This window comes from Rhodococcus sp. P1Y (genome assembly GCF_003641205.1).
Taxonomy (GTDB): Bacteria; Actinomycetota; Actinomycetes; order Mycobacteriales; family Mycobacteriaceae; genus Rhodococcoides.
In genome coordinates, this window is the sequence record NZ_CP032762.1 from 2,875,599 (window position 1) to 2,893,780 (window position 18,182).

The window sequence follows — 18,182 nt, forward strand, 5'->3', positions numbered from 1 at the left end:
CGTTCGAACAGTGTCGAAGTCGTGCATAGCAGGTCGTGCACATCAAGCTCGTGCACGCGTGTGAGAAGGGGACCACAATGGGTTGGAACGATGGTCCGCCGACGTGGTCGGAGATGGAACGGGTTCTGTCGGGGCGGCCGAAGCCGCAGAAGACCGACATCGTCGGCGACGGTGGTGACAGTCCGGCGTGGTCGCGCAAGCGCGCGGCCTACGAGGGACGAGTGTCCAGAGCCGAAACATCGACGACACCGTATGCGGAGTTGCACGCCCACTCCGCATTCAGCTTTCTGGACGGTGCAAGCCAGCCCGAGGCCATGGTCGAGGAGGCGGTCCGTCTCGGGCTCGAGTCGGTCGCGATCACCGACCACGACGGCTTCTACGGAGTCGTACGATTCGCGGAGGCGGCCAAAGCGCTCGGTATAGGCACCGTCTTCGGCGCCGAATTGTCGTTGGGGGCGACGACATCGAGGGCCGGTGAAGTGGATCCGGACGGCGTGCACCTTCTGGTCCTCGCACGTGGGCAGGAGGGGTACCGGAGGCTCTCACGCGAGATCGCGACGGCCCATCTGGCGGGAGGGGTCAAGGGCAAGCCGCAATACGACTTCGATGCGGTCTCTCGCGCTTCGGGTGGGCACTGGCAGATCCTCACCGGCTGCCGAAAAGGGCATGTTCGACGGGCACTGGAGTACGGGGGACCGGAGGCGGTCGACGCCGCACTGCACGATCTGGTCGACAGATTCGGTGCTGGCAGGGTGACGGTCGAGCTCACCCGTCACGGTGTGCCGGAGGACGACGAGCGAAACGACGCGTTGTACGAGGCCGCGACACGCTGCTCTCTCCCCGTCGTTGCCACGACCGCTGCTCACTACGCCACTCCGGCCAGCAGGCATCTAGCTATGGCGATGGCTGCGGTTCGGGCACGCAGTGGTCTTGACGAGGCGTCGGGATGGTCAGCGCCGACCGGTGGGACGCATCTGCGCTCGGGAGAGGAGATGGCGGGGCTGTTCAGGCACTATCCAGGCGTCGTGCGCGCGGCTGCCGAACTTGGACGTGAGTGTGCGTTCGATCTCCGATTGATCGCCCCGCAACTGCCTCCGTTCGATGTGCCTGCAGGCCACACCGAGATCAGCTACCTTCGCATGCTCACGCTGGACGGCGCAGCACGCCGATACGGTTCGCCGACGAGCCACCCGGCGGCGTACGCGCAGATCGAGTACGAACTCGACATCATCGAACGGTTGACCTTTCCTGGGTATTTTCTCGTCGTCCACGACATCGTGGCGTTCTGCAAGAGTCACGACATTCTTTGTCAGGGAAGAGGATCGGCAGCCAACTCTGCGGTCTGCTACGCCATCGGCATCACCAACGTCGACCCCGTCGCCAACAAGCTGTTGTTCGAGCGGTTCCTCGCACCCGAGCGAGACGGCCCTCCCGACATCGACGTCGACATCGAGTCGGACAGACGCGAAGAGGCGATCCAGCACGTCTACCGGAAGTACGGACGTTCGCATGCTGCTCAGGTAGCGAACGTCATCACCTACCGAGGGAAATCCTCGGTCCGTGACATGGCGCGTGCGCTCGGTTTCTCTCAAGGGCAGCAGGACGCCTGGAGCAAACAGGTCACACGCTGGTCGGGCGTCGGTGACCAGGAAGGAAGTGACATACCTAAACCTGTTCTCGACCTGGCGAGGCAGATCGAAGGTTTTCCCCGTCATCTCGGTATCCACTCGGGCGGAATGGTGATCTGTGATCGTCCGATCGCCGACGTCTGCCCGGTCGAATGGGCGACGATGGCAGACCGGAGTGTGCTGCAATGGGACAAGGACGACTGTGCCGCAGTGGGATTGGTCAAGTTCGACATGCTGGGTCTCGGTATGTTGTCGGCTCTGCACTACATGATCGACCTGGTGGACGAACACAAGGATGTTCGGATCGATCTGGCGGACATCGACCTGAGTGAGAAAGCGGTGTACGACATGCTGCAGCGCGCCGACTCGATCGGCGTGTTCCAAGTCGAGTCACGAGCTCAGATGGCCACACTCCCTCGACTGAAACCACGAGAGTTCTACGACTTGGTGGTCGAAGTCGCGTTGATCAGGCCAGGTCCTATCCAAGGAGGTTCCGTTCATCCGTACATCAAGCGTCGCAACGGACTCGAACCGGTCACCTTCGATCATCCGTCGTTGAAGAAAGCGCTCGATCGGACGCTCGGGGTACCGCTCTTCCAGGAGCAGCTCATGCAGATGGCGATCGACGTCGCTGGATTCAGCGCAGCAGATGCAGATCAGTTGCGCCGCGCCATGGGGTCGAAGCGTTCCCCGGAAAAGATGAACGAACTACGTGGCAGATTCTACGACGGCATGCGTGAGTTGCACGGCATCGTCGGCGATGCTGCCGACCGAATCTACGAAAAACTCTCTGCCTTCGCGAATTTCGGTTTTCCCGAGAGTCACTCGCAGAGCTTCGCATCTCTGGTGTTCTATTCGTCCTGGTTCAAACTTCATCACCCCGCCGCGTTCTGCGCAGGTTTGTTACGTGCTCAGCCGATGGGCTTCTACTCTCCTCAGTCGTTGGTGGCCGACGCACGTCGTCATGGCGTCCAGGTCCATGGACCCGACGTCAACGCCAGCTCCTGGTACGCGGATCTCACCGGAGACGGTCTCGAGATTCGGATGGGCCTGGCCGATGTGCGGCACATCGGGCGCGATCTCGCGGAGCGGATTGTCGAGGCTCGGGTCGTGGACGGACCGTACATGTCCTTCGTCGACCTCACCGGGAGAGTCGAACTGTCGACGTCTCAGGCCGAATCTCTAGCCACAGCAGGCGCTCTCGGTTGCTTCGGAATCACTCGTCGGCAAGCGCTGTGGGCGGCGGGTGCCGCTGCGGGAGAACGCTCACATCTACTTCCCGGACTGGGGGCGTCCACGCGCGCACCTGTGTTGCCCGGCATGAGCGATCTGGATCTGGCCTCTGCTGACGTCTGGGCAACAGGTGTCTCACCCAATTCGTATCCGACGCAGTTCTTTCGGGACAAGCTGGACCGGATGGGGGTTCTCCCGGCAAATCGACTGCTACAGGTACCGGACGGTGACCGCGTACTCGTCGGTGGTGCAGTGACACATCGTCAGAGGCCGGCAACTGCGGCAGGAGTCACCTTCATCAACCTGGAAGACGAGACAGGAATGGTCAACGTCGTGTGTTCGGTGGGATTATGGGCCAAGTATCGAAAACTGGCGCTCACCGCTCCCGCGCTGCTGATCCGCGGCAAAGTGCAGAACGCAGAGGGGGCAGCAACCGTCGTGGCCGATCACCTACAGCTGATGGATCTCAGAGTTCAGTCCAAGTCGAGAGACTTTCGATGAACAACTCACCTGCGTGGCCACGAACTCCCGATTTGCACGCAGCAGGCAGACTGGACCACGTGCACCTACTGTTGATCGCCGACACACACGTGCCCAAGCGGGCGCGTCGCCTCCCGGAGCAAGTCTGGAATGCCGTCGACAAGGCCGATGTCGTCATCCACGCTGGAGATTGGGTCGAGCTCGACATGTTCGAGCAATTGCTCGAACGCTCGTCACAGCTGGTCGCGTGCTGGGGTAACAACGACGGCGAAGACTTGAGATCACGCATGCCCGAGCGCGCAGACGTGACACTCGACGGGGTGAGAATCAGCGTCGTTCACGAGACCGGAGCAGCTGCCGGGCGAGAAGAGCGCATGGCTGCTGCGTACCCCGACACCGATGTACTGGTGTTCGGACACAGCCACATTCCATGGGACACGACAGCGAAGAACGGTTTGCGTCTGCTGAACCCTGGATCGCCCACCGATCGCCGACGACAACCGCACTGCACGTTCATGACCGCAGTGATCGAGAAGTCGATGCTGAGGGACGTCGAACTTCACCGGATCGAGAGGGCGACATAGCCGGTCAGGACTGCGCCGTCTCCGACTGATCGCGGGCTTGATCGACCAGGTCGTGGACCAAGCGAATGATCACGTCCATGTCGGTCATGACGCTCGCTCGGAGGGCGTCCTGTTCGGCCTCGCTCAGAGGCGGAGGGTCGTCCGAGTCCAGAGCCATGACGGTGTCGATCTTCGTCCGGAGCGTGTGGAGTGGCTCCATCAGCTCCTCTCCGGCGTCGGTGACCAACTTGTTCTGTCGAGCGCCGGAGGCCGAAAGCGCAGTGAGCATCTCGTTGTAGCTGGTGGCGAGGGATGCGAGCTCGTCGTCACCGGTGATGGCAATCGGTTCGAGTTCACCTGTTTTCGCGACCCGCTCTGTCGCGTTGCGGAGCCGCTTGACGGGTCGGAGACCGGTCCGAGCTACCGCCGAGCCGGCCACGCCGGCCAGTGCGACGAGAAAGGCACCGATCATGACGAGCGCCAACGTGAGTTTCGCGAGTAGCGGATCGTTGGAATCGAGTGACTCCGCGACCATCAGAGTTTCGCCCGACACCGTGCGTTTGGCGCTGAGCGCATATCCGCGTACTTCGCGTAGCGACTCGTTCGTCGTGCCGTTCACTACGCTCTGTTCGGGTTCGTCCAGGATGCCCGCTTCGTTGGTGAACGGCTTGGATTGGGTGTTGAACGTGATGAACTCACCGCTCGAAGTCACCAATGCGACTTTGACGGCGGGACCGCCCGGGTTGCCTGCGGCGAAACCGAACGCGGTCGACGGCACACCCGTCGATGCGCCGGTGATCAGCGCATCGGCGTTGCGTGACACCCGGTCACCGAGTTGGGCCCGCAGAGACTGTTCGGCGACGAGGTAGATCGCCAGTGCGCTGACGGCGACTGCGAGAGCGGCCACGCTGATCGTGAGAACCCAGATGCGTCCGTGCAGCGAGAGCGTTCGGGGTCGATGAGCAGCACGGAAGGTCATCACCGATCGAGTATGACCCTTGGGTGCTGAGAGCCTTCTGAGAGGTGCGGTGCGGTGACCTGTGGATCGGTCAGTCTCCTGAATGTTCGTGGTCGCTGGTGGCGAGTGGTTCGCGGCGTGCCTTCTCGAGGACTTCGGTGGTGTGTCCGCCATGGCTACCAGGCCCGACGTGGGCTTCGGCGCGTAGGCGTTCGACCATGTGCGGGTAATGCAACTCGAACGCCGGCCGCTCCGAACGGATCCTGGGCAGTTCGGTGAAATTGTGCCGCGGCGGCGGGCAGGAGGTAGCCCACTCCAACGAATTGCCGTACCCCCACGGATCATCGACGGTGACGACCTCGCCGTACCGGTAGGACTTGAACACATTCCACACGAACGGCAACGTCGACGCACCGAGCACGAACGCACCGATCGTGGAAATGATGTTGAGCGTCGTGAACCCGTCCGAGGACAAGTAATCCGCGTACCGACGCGGCATACCTTCGTTACCGAGCCAATGCTGAACCAGGAACGTGCCGTGGAACCCGAAGAACGTCAACCAGAAATGCCACTTCCCGAGGGTCTCGTCCATCATCCGCCCCGTCATCTTCGGGAACCAGAAGTAGATACCCGCATACGTAGCGAACACCACCGTCCCGAACACCACGTAATGGAAGTGCGCGATCACGAAGTAGGTGTCGGTGACATGGAAATCGATCGGCGGACTGGCGAGCAACACACCGGACAGACCACCGAACAGGAACGTGATCAAAAACCCGATGGAGAACAACATCGGAGTCTCCAACGTCACCTGCCCACGCCACATCGTGCCGATCCAGTTGAAGATCTTCACACCCGTCGGCACCGCGATCAGGAACGTCATGAACGAGAAGAACGGAAGAAGCACCGCACCGGTGGCATACATGTGATGCGCCCACACCGCGATCGACAATGCCGCGATGGCGATCGTCGCGTAGATCAACGTGGTGTACCCGAACATCGGCTTACGCGAGAACACCGGGAAAATCTCCGACACGATCCCGAAGAACGGCAACGCGATGATGTACACCTCGGGATGACCGAAGAACCAGAACAAGTGCTGCCACAACAACACACCACCGGTCGCCGGATCGAACAGGTGCGCACCGAGATGACGATCCGCCGCCAACCCCAACAACGCCGCCGTCAACAACGGGAACGCAAGAAGAATCAAGATCGAAGTGACCAGAATGTTCCAGGTGAAGATCGGCATCCGGAACATCGTCATACCCGGAGCACGCAAACAGATGACCGTGGTGATCATGTTTACACCACCCAAAATGGTGCCCAAACCAGCAACCGCCAACCCCATGATCCACAGATCGGCACCCACACCCGGCGAATGCAACGCCGAGGTGAGCGGGGTGTACGCAGTCCACCCGAAATCAGCAGCACCACCAGGAGTGATGAACCCTGCAGTGGTGATCAACGCACCGAACAGATACAGCCAGTAGGAAAACGCATTCAACCGGGGGAACGCCACATCAGGAGCACCGATCTGCAACGGCAGAATGTAATTGGCGAACCCGAACACGATCGGCGTCGCATACAACAGCAACATGATCGTGCCGTGCATGGTGAACAACTGGTTGTACTGCTCGTTGGACAAGAACTGCATCCCCGGCACAGCCAACTCGGCGCGCATCAACAACGCCATCAACCCACCGACCAAGAAAAACGCGATCGACGTCGCGATATACATGATCCCCAACACCTTGGGATCAGTCGTCGTCACCGCCTTGTGAAGAAAAGAACCCTTCGGTCCCATCCGCGGCGGAAAAGGCCGTGAAGCTTCCACGGTCGGCCTGGGTGCCAGAGCAGTCACTGATCCTCCTGAAGATGCGAGTGCAGTCATCGTAAACCGGGGGAGCCGCTCGTACTACCCATGGTCGTAGATTGTGGAGCTTGTCGACCGAGACGAGAGAAGCCCCGCCATCCAATGAGGACAGCAGGGCTTCTACTTCAGGAGTGCGTCAGCTGCCGAAAGCGCAGAACTGTCCCGATGCGAGGTTCAATGCGAGCGACCATTGTCCGACGCAATCGACACCTGCGGCCTCGGCGGTCGCGCCCGAGCCCCAGCCGGCGATGGCAATCGTCGTGCCGCCGTTGTCTGCCCAGGAGTGCGCAATGCCTCCGCCGAGAGCCCCCGCGTAGGCAGTGCCGCCCGCGCGCGATGCCCCGAGGGCTGTTCCGTAGCCGGTCGCGAGCGTCGAGGTGTTGCCAGCGCTCTCAGCGACACTGACAGCGGTACCGCTGTCAGTGGCTGATGCGCTTGCGCGTGCAGTATCGAGTGCCGTCGCGCCGCAACTCGCGGTCCCGTCGACCTGGATGTCGTTGGCCGAGGGAGGGGACACACACGTCACCGGGGCTGCCGACGCCACGCCCGTACCGATGAATCCGGCAGCTGCGATAGAGCTACTGAATGCGAAAAGTGTTGCGGCACGGAAGAATCGACTGGAGGAGCCAACCTGGGGGGAGCGGCGGAGAATGGAACGAGAAGACGAAGCGGAAAACAACAGGGGGCTCCTTCACGGAAAGAATTTCGGTCGGTGCGGCACACCGTACCCCGGTTCCGCCGCCAGGTCATCAGTGAATGTTCCCTACTGGTGTAACAATTCGGCACGTGCACGTCACGACGCATCCTCGCGGCGTGAGGAGTGCTCTAGCATCTGACAGGATGAAGCGCTCACTGATCGCCGCACTTGCCGGGTCCCTCGTTCTGCTCGCCGGCTGCGGCGCATCGGACGGCGGGTCGAGTGGTGGCGCCCAGGCTCCTGCTGTCGACTCGCCGATGTCTGCGCCCGGTGCCGCGTTCGCGCCCGAGGCCGACAGCGTCACCCGTCAAGCTCCGCAGCCTGCGGATCGCAAAGAGGTTGTGACAGGCCAGATTTTCGTGACCGCTTCCGATCCCGTCGAAGCGGCGCGCCGCGCCGTCGAGGTCGTCGAGGATGCAGGCGGCCGGATCGACAACAGGACCGAGAATCCGGCAACGGACAACACGCCTGCGAGCAGTTCGCTGACCGCACGCATTCCGGCGGCGGAGCTGACCGCCACGGTGGACAGTATCGAGGCCCTCGGCAAGGTCACCAGTGTCAGCATCAGCCGGGACGACGTGACGATGCAGTATCAGGATCTCGACGCGCGTATCGGCGCGCTACAGGCCTCGGTGGACAGGTTGCGCGCGCTCATCGCAGGGGCCGGTAACACCGCTGATCTGATCGAGGCGGAGTCGGCGCTGTCCAGTAGGCAGGGAGAGCTCGACAGTCTCACGTCACAGAAGAACTACCTCGCGGACCAGGTGGAGTTGTCCACCATCACAGTGCAATTCAGCACCGACGATGTCACCCCGTCGCCAGGTCCCGACAATTTCGTCGACGGGCTGATCGCAGGATGGCACTCGTTGGTCGACGCCCTGCAAAACGGCGTCGTCTCTCTCGGTCGCGCGATCCCGTGGCTGGGTGCGTTGTTCGTCGGGGCCGGGCTGGTCTACGCGGTGGTGCGGGTCGTCGGTTCCAGAACTAGGCCGTCTCGGGCCGCCGGCATCACCCAGGAGCCGGTCGAGCCGAGCGTTCCGGATTCGAGCGAGCCGGATTCGAGCGAGCCGGAGACGAAGAGAACTTAGACGCTTCCGTCGAAGCCGTGCTGCCGCCACGCCTCGTACATCACCACAGCGGCGGCGTTGGCAAGGTTGAGCGAGCGGCGACCGGGGAGCATCGGGATCCGTAGCTTGTCGGTCACTTCGGGATCGTTCAACACGTCCTCGGGTAGACCTGTGGGTTCGGGTCCGAAAAGCAGAACGTCGCCGGGCATGTAGGAAACGTCGGTGTGAAAGCGGGTCGAATGGGCGGTGTAGGCGAACACCCTTTCGGGCTTCAGCGCATCCCACGCCGACGGAAGATCCGCATGCACGGTCACCGACGCCAGGTCGTGGTAATCGAGGCCTGCGCGTTTCAGTTTGGGTTCGGACATGTCGAAGCCGAGAGGGCCCACCAGATGCAGCTCGCATCCGGTGCCCGCGACGAGCCGGATGGCGTTGCCGGTGTTCTGGGGTATGCGGGGCTCGAAGAACATGAGTCGAAACACCCGGTTCACTCTGCCATCACCTTCGCGGGAAGGATGGTGCAGGTGGATGACGAACAGATTGTCGGAGAAGATTTCAGCGATGCCAGGCTCGACCAGCAGGAGTGGAACGGTCGGAATTTTCTCGCGTGCACTTTCCGCGACGCCGACCTCAGCGGAGTGAAATCGACGTCGGTCGTGTTCACCGAATGCGATTTCACCGGCACGGACCTGACCGAGTCCGTTCACGTCGACGTCGCGTTCCGATCGTGCACGTTCACACGAACCAATCTTCAGCACAGTGTTTTTCGTCATTCGACGTTCATCGGGTCGACGTTCGTCGACTGTCGATTGCGGCCGGCGACGTACGACGAGGTCGACTTCACCCTTGTCGGGTTCGGAGGGGCCGATCTGCGCGGTGTCGATCTGACCGGGTGCCGTTTCGGCGAAGCGAATCTGGTCAACGCAGACCTACGGAAGGCGACGTTGACGTCGGCAGATCTCACGGGGGCGCGCGCTACGGGCGCGAAACTGGATTCCGCCGATCTGAGGTCTGCACGCGTGGATGCGAACCTCTGGGTGGCGGCATCGCTCGCCGGAGCGCGGATCGAACTAATTCAAGCGGCCGCGTATGCACAGGCGAACGGCTTGTCGGTCGAGGGTTGACGACAGTGCAGTCAAACGGCCCTGGAACAATGGCTGTGTGACTGCAACGATTCTGGACGGTAAAGCTACCCGCGACGAGATCTTCGTCGATTTGACGGAGCGCGTGGCGACCCTGCGTCGGAACGGCGTCGTGCCGGGGCTCGGAACGGTCCTGGTCGGCGACGACCCGGGTTCGGCAGCGTACGTCCGCGGAAAGCACAACGACTGCGCGAAGGTCGGGATCACCTCCATCCGTCGTGACCTGCCGGCAGATATCAGCCAGGCGGATCTGGAAGCCGTCATCGACGAACTCAACGCCGACCCGGCGTGCACCGGATACATCGTGCAGTTGCCTCTTCCGGGGCACCTGGACGAGAACGCCGCCCTGGAACGTATCGATCCCGACAAAGACGCCGATGGTCTGCACCCGATCAACCTCGGACGCCTCGTGCTGGGCAAGGAAGCGGCACTTCCGTGCACCCCGCGGGGAATCGTTCACCTCCTCCGCCGTTACGACGTTCCCCTCGACGGTGCTCGCGCGGTGGTAATCGGTCGCGGCGTGACGGTGGGGCGTCCGATCGGTCTGCTGCTGACCCGCAAATCCGAGAACGCGACGGTCACCCTGTGCCACACCGGAACGAAGGATCTTGCCGCTGAGGTATCGCGGGCCGACATCGTCATCGCCGCGGCAGGGGTTCCCGGAATCGTCACCGCCGACATGGTTAAGCCAGGCGCTGCCGTACTCGACGTCGGCGTGACAAGGACCGAGGACGGGCTCCGCGGCGACGTGGCCCCCGATGTCGCGGACGTCGCGGGTCATCTTTCGCCGAACCCGGGTGGAGTCGGCCCGCTGACCAGGGCTTTTCTGTTGACCAATGTCGTCGAACGCGCCGAGCGGGAGCTGTCCGCGCAGGCTGCGGTCTGACCGGTGCGCGCTCAGATCCGCAAGAACCTGCCCCTGTTGGCCGTGCTGGTCGTGATAGCCGGCGCGTTGTTACTGGTTCTTGCGGATCGCTGGCGACGTGGTTCGTTCGTGCTGGGAATCGCAACGATCCTTGCAGCTGGGTTCAGGTTGTGTCTGCCTGAGAATCAGGTGGGGCTTCTGGCGGTCCGTTCACGTCCGTTCGACGTGTCTGCACTTGCCCTCGTCGGAGGGGCGATCGTGTTTCTCTCGTCCTCGATCGACCCGCTCGGAACGGACTGACGGCAGCTACCGTCAGCCCGTCTTGGCTGCGCGTGCGGACCGCGCGTTCGCCATCGTCTCGCCCAGTAGTACGGCCACCGCACCTGCCTCGGTGAGAAATCCGTCGTGGCCGTCTCTGGACTGAATGACCTCGAGGCCACTGCACTCCGGCAAGCCACGGGCGATTTCCTTCTGCTGGCGCAGGGGATACAGACGGTCCGAATCGACTCCACCCACGATCGTGGGAACCGTCGCACGGGCGAGGGCGGCGTCGATTCCTCCGCGTCCGCGTCCGATGTCGTGTCTGTTCATCGCTTCGCTCAGCAGGACGTAGGTACTGGCGTCGAACCTGTCCGCCAACTTGTTTGCTTGATGTTGGAGGTAGCTTTCGATTGCGTATCTTCCGCCGTTCCAAGGGTTTTCGTCATCCTGTGCGGAGTTCGAGAACCTCAGATCGAGTTCGCTCTCGGTGCGGTAGGTCAAGTGTGCGATACGCCGAGCAATCTTCAGTCCGGCTCGTGGCGATCGCCCGGTGCCGTGATAGTTGCCGCCCTGCCATTCGGGATCGGACGTGATGGCGTCGATCTGCGTGGTTTGGGTACCGATTTGGTCTGCGGTCGCGCGCGCGCCGACGGCGAGTACGAGCGCAGCCCCGACACGGTCGGGGTGTTCGACGATCCACTCGAGTGTCCGCATGCCGCCCATCGATCCGCCGACAACCGCGGCGAACCGCTCGATCCCGAGAACATCCGCCAGCGCAGCCTCAGCTGCGACTTGGTCGCGGATGGAGATTTCCGGAAATCTGCTGCCGTAGGGAGTGCCGTCGGATGCGAGCGAGCTGGGTCCAGTCGTGCCACCGCACCCGCCGAGAACGTTGGATGCGATGACGCACCACTCGTCGGTATCGATGGGTGCGCCTGGTCCGACCATGCCGTTCCACCAGCCCGGAAGGGCATGGTGGTCGTCGGCGGGTCCGCTGACGTGCGAATCGCCCGTCAGTGCGTGCTCGACCAGCACGACATTGTCGCGACCGGGAGCGAGCTCACCCCAGCGCTGAACAGCAACGGATACCGCAGGAAGCGATGCGCCGCTCTCCAATTCGAGTGGGCCGATGTCGATACTGCCGAGCCGTCCGTCCGGCGGCGGAAAGCCCGCAGCCGGACGGACGTCGTGCACAGAGCCGATTGTCAAGATGCCGCCGCGGCGAATCCGGTTTCGAGATCGGCGAGGATGTCGTCGATCCCTTCGATGCCCACAGCGAGCCTGACCAAACCGGGGGTGACGCCCGAGGCGAGTTGCTCCTCCGGTGTCAGCTGGGAGTGGGTTGTCGATGCGGGGTGAATGACAAGTGAACGCACATCACCGATGTTAGCGACATGGCTGTGAAGGCTGAGTGCGTTGACGAACTTCTTGCCCGCGTCGATGCCGCCCTTCAGTTCGAACGCGATGATCGCGCCCTGCCCCTTAGGGGCCAACTCCTGTCCACGCTGGTACCACGGCGAGGACTTCAGGCCTGCGTAGTTGACGGACTCGACGTCCTCGCGTGCCTCGATGAACGCGGCGACCTTCTGTGCGTTCTCGACATGCCGCTCGATGCGCAGACTCAGCGTTTCCAGTCCTTGGCTGATGAGGAAGGCATTGAACGGCGACACTGCTGCGCCGATGTCGCGGAGCAATTGCACGCGGGCCTTGAGAGCGAACGCGGGTGCACCCAGGTCGGCGAACACCACGCCGTGGTAGCTGGGGTCGGGGGTGGTGAAGTTGGCGTGACGCCCCTGCGTCCAGTCGAACGTGCCGCCGTCGACGATGACACCTGCGATGGCCGTCCCGTGGCCGCCGAGATACTTGGTCGCCGAATGGACGACGATGTCGGCCCCATGCTCCAACGGCCGGATGAGGTACGGCGTCGCGACGGTGTTGTCGACGATCAACGGAATGCCGTTCTCGTGGGCTACCCCGGAGATGCCGGGAATGTCGAAGATGTCGTTCTTCGGGTTGGAGATGGTCTCACCGTAGAACGCCTTGGTCTTCGGGGTGATCGCTGCTCGCCACTGCTCCAGGTCGTCGGGATCGTCGACGAAAGTCACGGTGATTCCGAGTTTGGGGAGTGTGTAGTGGAAGAGGTTGTACGTTCCGCCGTAGAGGCGTGGGCTCGCGACGATGTGGTCGCCTGCCTCGGCCAGATTGAGAATCGCGAAGGTCTCCGCGGCCTGCCCGGAGGCGAGTAGGAGCGCTGCAACTCCACCTTCCAGAGCGGCGATGCGCTGCTCGACGACGTCCTGGGTGGGGTTGATGATGCGGGTGTAAATATTGCCGGGCTCGGCGAGCCCGAACAACGCGGCAGCGTGATCGGTGTTGTCGAAGGTGTACGAGGTGGTCTGGTAGATCGGCAGCGCGCGGGCGTTCGTGGCGCCGTCCGGCGTCTGTCCGGTGTGGATCTGCTTGGTCTCGAAGCTCCACGATGCGGTGGGGTCCTCGATGGGGGTGCCTGCTGCGTCTACGACGTCAGGGGTGCTGTCGGTCATGTGAGTGATAACTCCGTCTTCGAAGGATGTTCAAATTTCGAATGGGCTCTCGTGGTGGGAGCCTGGGCGGGGCGTATCGGTACAACAACACATGGTGAACCTCCTTTTCGAGCGCGCTGTTTCCAGTCGCGCTCGTTCGGTGGGTCCGCCGACCTCGTCTTCCATCTCGATGAGGCGGACCCGCGCTTGCTCGTTGGCGGCGCAGGTACGCGTCGCCGACCAACCAGGTCTTGTCACCCGGGGCACCCCACCGCGGTTGGAGGGTTGCCGACCAGCAAGCCGGGGCTTGATGCTGGTACTCATGACCTGCGGTGAATCCTAGCGGGGTCACCGAGATCGGGAAACAACGACTCTCGGTGATTCCTCCCAACGGGATGCGAGTCGACTGGGTGAGCACAATCACCGTGTGGCGATTCGAAATTTGATCGGTCGAGGGAACAGAATCGATTCAGTGGCCGTTCCCTCTTGGGTTCGCGTCGATACCTCCCCCTTCGAGACAAGGTTGTTTTGCTGTGACTGTCACCGATTCGGCTTTCGCCAAAAATGTCAGCGCGGTGCGCGACAGGGTGTCGAACGGTCCGAGCGGCAGTCGTAGGCCCCTCTCTTCTCGCAGGCGGCTCGCGATGCTCGCGTTGTCGATCGGTGGGTTCGGAATCGGAACCACCGAGTTCGCGTCGATGGGTCTTCTTCCCGACGTTGCGACGACGATGGGAATCTCCGAACCGTCCGCCGGTCACATGATCTCGGCCTACGCACTCGGCGTCGTCGTCGGTGCGCCCGCGATCGCCACCCTTGCCGCTCGGGTTCCGCGACGTGTGCTGCTGATCGGACTCATGGTGGCGTTCACCCTCGGAAATCTCGGGACGGTGTTCGCGCCCAGCTTCGGTGAGCTGGTGGCATCGAGGTTCGTCGCAGGTCTTCCTCACGGTGCGTTTTTCGGCATCGCGGCCCTTGTTGCCGCGCATCTCGCCGAGCCGGGTAAGCGGGCCAAGGCCGTGGCGATGGTCATGATGGGTCTCTCGGTCGCGAACGTCGTCGGCGTCCCCGCGGCGACGTGGCTGGGCCAGGCGCTCGGCTGGCGCAGTGCATTCGCGGTCGTCGCTGTCATCGGCGCGCTGACCGTCACCGCCCTGATCATGTGGATGCCGCGTCTCGACGGCATGCCGACCACCAATCCGATCACCGAACTCGGCGCTCTGCGACGTGGTCAGGTGTGGATGACGTTGTTCGTCGGCATGGTCGGATTCGGCGGCATGTTCGCCGTCTACACCTACATTGCATCCACTCTCACCGATGTTGCCGGGTTGGCCCGTGCGTTCGTACCGGTCGCACTGATGATCTACGGCCTCGGCATGGTTGCAGGCAACTTCGTCGGAGGTTGGCTCGCTGATCGGTACCAGTTGCGCGGGACCTTCATCGGCCTTGCGTCGATGGCGGTATTTCTCGCCGTGTTCGTGGTTGCTTCACACAACCCGATCAGCGCGCTCGTTCTCGTATTTCTGATCGGCGCATCGGGTTCATCGGTCATCCCCGGTTTGCAGACGCGGTTGATGGACGTCGCCGACGATGCCCAGACCCTTGCCGCGTCGCTCAATCACGCGGCGTTCAATCTGGCGAATGCGATCGGCGCTGCTCTCGGCGGCGCAGTCATTGCCGCGGGATTCGGATACACCGCGCCTGCGGCAGTCGGTTCGATGCTGGCGGTGGCAGGTCTCGCCGTGCTGGCAACGGCCATGTGGATGCAGCGACGCAGCGACGCCACCGCGCTCAAAGCTTCCTGACGCACCTCGCTGCCTGACGTACTTCGCTGCCTGAGCCCGGTCGAGATCGAGGTTGTGCCGCGAAAGTCTGCGGTTTCGGCGCACAACCTCGATCTCGGCGCAGGACTCGGTCAGCTCGTGGTCGTCGCCGCGCCCTCGCCGGCAAGTGTGCTCGCGAATGCAGGCACCAGTTGGTCGATGACGTACGGCAGGCTCAGCGGACTGGTGAAGTAGATCGCGCCGGCCGTGACGGCGTCGGTGAAGACGAGCTTGTTCTCCTTGACCCGTTCGAGGTTCTGGTACACGCGCTCTTGCTCGAGGGCGGTGCGGTCCTCGGGCTTCTCGGTCCCCCACAAGAGAACGTCGGCCGAGTCGAGCACCGAGAGATTCTCCAGCGGAATGTATGCCTGGCCACTACCGTCGGCCGGCGCGAAGGCGTCGAGGTCCGATGGAACCACGAAACCGAGGTCGGTCAGGAAGTCGGTGCTGAGGCCGTTCTGGTAGGCGATTGCGTCGCCCTCGTAGATGGCGTTCTGAAGGAAGATCGCCTTGGTGCCCTCGAACTCCGGGTGTTCCGCCCTGGCGGCGGCGAACTTCTCGTCGATGCCGGCGATGATGTCTTCGATCTCGTCCGTTTTGCCAACGGCTGCACCGATGTTTCTGGCCTGTTCGTCCCACGGGGAGAAGCTGGCGGACGAGTCGCCCGACTGGGCAATGGTCGGCGCGATCTCGCTGAGTCTGTCGTAGCTTTCCTGGTCGAGGCCTGCGTTCGTCGCAATGATCAAGTCAGGTTCGAGTCCGACGATCCGCTCGTACTGGAAGCCATCGGAAATATCGAGGACCTCGGGCTGGGAATCGCCCAACGCCTCCTGCGCCCACGGCCACGTCGCGAAAGGCTGCTCGCCGTACCACTCCGTGACGCCGACGGGCTTCACGCCGAGTGCAAGCAGAGTGTCCTGTTCGGTGTATCCCACCGAGACGACGCGCGTCGGTTCTGCGTCGACGGTCGTTTCGCCGAACGCATGGTCCACGGTGACGGGGAAGGCGCCACCCGAACTGGTGCTTGTGGGTTCCGCCTGGTCGTCGGACGAGCTGGAACACGCGGACATCAGCAAAGCAGCAGCTGTGACGGCTGCGCTCAGTTGTAGCAATCGCCGGGATGCAACCATGGATACGCCTTTCGGGGGGATACGACAGAGAGCAATGTCTCCGGTTTGCGGTAAGGGTAGCCGATCCTCACTAGCGAACACTTGGTTCCCGCTGACGGAGTGCGTTCGTGCGCCCCCGATCGGGTACGCGCGAACGCAATCGGGTAGCGCGAACACATTCGTTCCTGGCGGTGAACCGCCCCATCCGCGATCTTCACCGAACCTCCACATTTCCTGGCCGTCTCCTCCACGACAGCCCTCTAGGGTCGAATACATGAACCGCACCGTCCTGGTCGTCGACGACGAGCCGACCATCTCCGGAGCACTTGCCGCGCGGCTGCGCGGCGAGGGTTTCGACGTCGTAGAGGCCGCGGATGGACCGAAGGCGGTGCAGTTGTGCGCGCGGGTCCGACCCGACGTGGTCGTACTCGACGTCATGCTCCCGGGTTTCGACGGTCTCGAGGTCTGCCGCAGGATTCAGGCAGACCGGCCCGTTCCGGTATTGATGCTGACGGCGAAGTCCGACGAGACGGACATGCTCGTGGGCCTCGGAGTCGGGGCCGACGACTACCTTTCCAAACCGTTCAGCATGCGCGAGGTAGTCGCCCGAGTGCATGCGCTGATCCGGCGGGCGGAACGAAACGTCTCGAACGAGTCGCCCATCATCACCCTCGGTCCGATTCGGATCGATCATCACGCTCGGCGTGTATCGGGTCCGGGTGGTGAAATACACCTGACACGTACCGAATTCGACATTCTGTCGTATCTTTCCTCCCGCCCCGGTGCGGCAATCGCCCGCGACACGCTTCTGGCGGAGTTGTGGGGCTGGGAGGACTCGGCGAGCAGTCGTACTGTCGACAGCCACGTGAAAGCGTTGCGCCGCAAGATCGGCGGCGAGATGATCCGAACCGTCCACGGCGTCGGATACGCGATGGACGTACCGCGATGACCGTCGGCGAGATGGTACGGAGGTTACCTCGCCCGCTCGATCGGTTGCGGTCGTTCAAGCTGAAGGTGTCGCTGATAGTCGGGATCGTTCTCGTCGTCGCCAGCATCGTGTTCTGGTTCGGTGCCGGCTGGCAGTTCAGGTATGCACTGCTCGCGGCACTCGTCATGTCCTTGGCGGCGACACAGGTACTGGCGCACGGCATGACCTCCCCGCTGCGTGAAATGACCGCGGCAGCGAAGTCGATGGCTGCCGGCGACTACTCGACTCGTGTGCGTGCTTCCTCGCGGGACGAGGTCGGACAGTTGGCCGAAGCATTCAACGTCATGTCCAGTGATCTCGAAGAGGCGGACACCTACCGCCGAGAACTGATCGGAAATGTCTCTCACGAACTGAAGACACCTATCGCAGCCTTGCGTGCAGTCCTCGAGAACATCGTGGACGGAATCACCGAACCCGACGAGACGACACTCGCTCTCGCGTTGCGGCAGACCGAGAAGCTCGGCGATCTGGTAACCGAACTCCTCGATCTGTCCAGGCTCGAAGGTGGAGTGCTTCCGCTGCGTCCCGAACGGTTCTCGGTGGCCGAGTTTCTCGACTCCGTGGCCTGCGAGTACGACGGTGTGCGCGTTCGAGTCGAGCCGCCGAGCCTCGAACTGTCCGCCGACCTGCCGAGGCTCACTCAGATCGTCACCAATCTCGTCGCCAACGCGGTGCGGCACGCGCCCGCAGGAACCGACGTGACCGTGTCCGCTTGCGCGGTTGTCGACGGTGTATGGCTGGACGTCGTCGACGCCGGTCCGGGAATACCTCCGGGGGAGCGCCTTTCGGTGTTCGATCGATTCACCCGGGGAGGTGCGACCGACGGAGGTACCGGCTTGGGGCTGGCCATCGCCAAGTGGGCTACCGAGTTGCACGGCGGCAGCATCGAAGTACTCGACCGATCGCCTGGCTGCCACATCAGAGTCCGAATCCCTCACTCGTAAAACCCGCTTCCCGAACGGCGCACGTACCT

The 18,182-nt window shown here is 62.8% G+C and carries 16 protein-coding genes and 1 riboswitch; of the genes, 9 read left to right on the forward strand and 7 right to left on the reverse strand.

Annotation, left to right across the window (positions count from 1 at the left end; all coding sequences use genetic code 11):
• The first annotated feature begins 77 nt into the window (after nt 1–77).
• Both D8W71_RS13260 and D8W71_RS13265 read left to right on the forward strand, forming a co-directional pair.
• Nucleotides 78–3,362: an error-prone DNA polymerase gene (locus D8W71_RS13260; RefSeq protein WP_121119103.1), complete on the forward strand. Its 3,285-nt coding sequence runs from the start codon at nt 78–80 to the stop codon at nt 3,360–3,362.
• A 59-nt stretch (nt 3,363–3,421) separates the two neighbouring features.
• Complete coding sequence (locus tag D8W71_RS13265) at nt 3,422–3,925, forward strand: metallophosphoesterase family protein (RefSeq protein WP_121119105.1); 504 nt, start codon at nt 3,422–3,424, stop codon at nt 3,923–3,925.
• A gap of 4 nt (nt 3,926–3,929) precedes the next feature.
• Here D8W71_RS13265 and D8W71_RS13270 read toward each other — a convergent pair whose 3' ends face one another.
• The 3 genes from D8W71_RS13270 to D8W71_RS13280 form a co-directional block, all read right to left on the reverse strand.
• Nucleotides 3,930–4,883, reverse strand: a complete 954-nt coding sequence (locus D8W71_RS13270) for a HAMP domain-containing protein (protein ID WP_121114069.1) — start codon at nt 4,881–4,883, stop codon at nt 3,930–3,932.
• Nucleotides 4,884–4,953: 70 nt separating this feature from the next.
• Entirely contained in the window at nt 4,954–6,669 is a 1,716-nt protein-coding gene (ctaD, locus tag D8W71_RS13275; RefSeq protein WP_121114070.1) for an aa3-type cytochrome oxidase subunit I, read from the reverse strand.
• 205 nt (nt 6,670–6,874) lie between these two features.
• Nucleotides 6,875–7,390, reverse strand: a complete 516-nt coding sequence (locus tag D8W71_RS13280) for a DUF6764 family protein (protein WP_328588829.1) — start codon at nt 7,388–7,390, stop codon at nt 6,875–6,877.
• Between the two features lie 188 nt (nt 7,391–7,578).
• Here D8W71_RS13280 and D8W71_RS13285 point away from each other — a divergent pair, with 188 nt between their 5' ends.
• Complete coding sequence (locus tag D8W71_RS13285) at nt 7,579–8,523, forward strand: DUF4349 domain-containing protein (RefSeq protein ID WP_121114071.1); 945 nt, start codon at nt 7,579–7,581, stop codon at nt 8,521–8,523.
• Here D8W71_RS13285 and D8W71_RS13290 read toward each other — a convergent pair.
• Entirely contained in the window at nt 8,520–8,984 is a 465-nt protein-coding gene (locus D8W71_RS13290; RefSeq protein ID WP_201265390.1) for a tRNA (cytidine(34)-2'-O)-methyltransferase, read from the reverse strand. The two genes, D8W71_RS13285 and D8W71_RS13290, sit on opposite strands and share 4 nt — an antisense overlap.
• A 33-nt stretch (nt 8,985–9,017) precedes the next feature.
• Between D8W71_RS13290 and D8W71_RS13295 the strand changes: the two genes are divergently transcribed.
• From D8W71_RS13295 to D8W71_RS13305, 3 genes are read left to right on the forward strand one after another with little or no spacing between them, the layout of a single operon-like run.
• Nucleotides 9,018–9,626: a pentapeptide repeat-containing protein gene (locus D8W71_RS13295; RefSeq protein ID WP_121114073.1), complete on the forward strand. Its 609-nt coding sequence runs from the start codon at nt 9,018–9,020 to the stop codon at nt 9,624–9,626.
• A 37-nt stretch (nt 9,627–9,663) separates the two neighbouring features.
• Entirely contained in the window at nt 9,664–10,530 is an 867-nt protein-coding gene (locus D8W71_RS13300; protein ID WP_121114074.1) for a bifunctional methylenetetrahydrofolate dehydrogenase/methenyltetrahydrofolate cyclohydrolase, read from the forward strand.
• 3 nt (nt 10,531–10,533) lie between these two features.
• The gene (locus D8W71_RS13305; RefSeq protein WP_121114075.1) at nt 10,534–10,809 is read left to right on the forward strand and encodes a DUF3017 domain-containing protein; all 276 of its coding nucleotides are present in this window, start codon (nt 10,534–10,536) and stop codon (nt 10,807–10,809) included.
• A 12-nt stretch (nt 10,810–10,821) separates the two neighbouring features.
• Here D8W71_RS13305 and metX read toward each other — a convergent pair whose 3' ends face one another.
• Both metX and D8W71_RS13315 read right to left on the reverse strand, forming a co-directional pair.
• On the reverse strand, nt 10,822–11,979 hold the full coding sequence (gene metX, locus D8W71_RS13310; protein ID WP_121114076.1) for a homoserine O-acetyltransferase MetX: 1,158 nt from the start codon (nt 11,977–11,979) through the stop codon (nt 10,822–10,824).
• A complete protein-coding gene (locus tag D8W71_RS13315; RefSeq protein WP_121114077.1) occupies nt 11,976–13,313 on the reverse strand; it encodes a bifunctional o-acetylhomoserine/o-acetylserine sulfhydrylase in 1,338 nt (445 codons plus the stop codon). Before D8W71_RS13315 ends, metX begins: the two co-directional genes overlap by 4 nt.
• A gap of 177 nt (nt 13,314–13,490) precedes the next feature.
• Nucleotides 13,491–13,620, reverse strand: a riboswitch (SAM riboswitch).
• A gap of 316 nt (nt 13,621–13,936) precedes the next feature.
• On the opposite strand from D8W71_RS13315, the gene D8W71_RS13320 reads away from it, so the two are divergent.
• Entirely contained in the window at nt 13,937–15,094 is a 1,158-nt protein-coding gene (locus tag D8W71_RS13320; RefSeq protein ID WP_121114078.1) for an MFS transporter, read from the forward strand.
• A gap of 110 nt (nt 15,095–15,204) precedes the next feature.
• Here the strand turns inward: D8W71_RS13320 and D8W71_RS13325 are convergent, their stop codons facing one another.
• Nucleotides 15,205–16,242 (reverse strand): ABC transporter substrate-binding protein, encoded by a 1,038-nt coding sequence (locus tag D8W71_RS13325; protein WP_121114079.1) that lies wholly within the window; start codon nt 16,240–16,242, stop codon nt 15,205–15,207.
• Nucleotides 16,243–16,495: 253 nt separating this feature from the next.
• On the opposite strand from D8W71_RS13325, the gene D8W71_RS13330 reads away from it, so the two are divergent.
• On the forward strand, nt 16,496–17,170 hold the full coding sequence (locus D8W71_RS13330) for a response regulator transcription factor (protein WP_121114080.1): 675 nt from the start codon (nt 16,496–16,498) through the stop codon (nt 17,168–17,170).
• Nucleotides 17,167–18,153: a HAMP domain-containing sensor histidine kinase gene (locus tag D8W71_RS13335; RefSeq protein WP_121114081.1), complete on the forward strand. Its 987-nt coding sequence runs from the start codon at nt 17,167–17,169 to the stop codon at nt 18,151–18,153. Before D8W71_RS13330 ends, D8W71_RS13335 begins: the two co-directional genes overlap by 4 nt.
• The last annotated feature ends 29 nt before the right edge of the window (nt 18,154–18,182 follow it).